The sequence below is a fragment of the Plesiomonas sp. ZOR0011 genome, assembly GCF_000800945.1.
GTDB lineage: Bacteria > Pseudomonadota > Gammaproteobacteria > Enterobacterales > CAMTGL01 > Plesiomonas > Plesiomonas shigelloides.
On sequence record NZ_JRKB01000141.1, the window covers coordinates 1 to 272 of the forward strand.

A 272-nucleotide genomic window follows, 5' to 3' on the forward strand; every position below is an offset into this window, starting at 1 on the left:
GTCGTGCAGGATTCGAACCTGCGACCAATTGATTAAAAGTCAACTGCTCTACCGACTGAGCTAACGACCCATCCTACGCTCTAAAAATGCAGTACACTGCAAACTTAAAGACTTAGCAAGTTTTAATTCGTTAACTGATGTATCGTTTATTATTCGATAAACATCTCAGTTAACGACTTCCTTTTAACAAAGGAAGTGGTGGGCGATACCGGGTTCGAACCAGTGACCCCCTCCTTGTAAGGGAGGTGCTCTCCCAGCTGAGCTAATCGCCC

At 45.2% G+C, this 272-nt stretch carries 1 tRNA gene; it reads right to left on the reverse strand.

Annotation, left to right across the window (positions count from 1 at the left end):
• Window positions 1-196: 196 nt before the first annotated feature.
• A tRNA-Val gene (locus L975_RS17070) sits at window positions 197-272 on the reverse strand.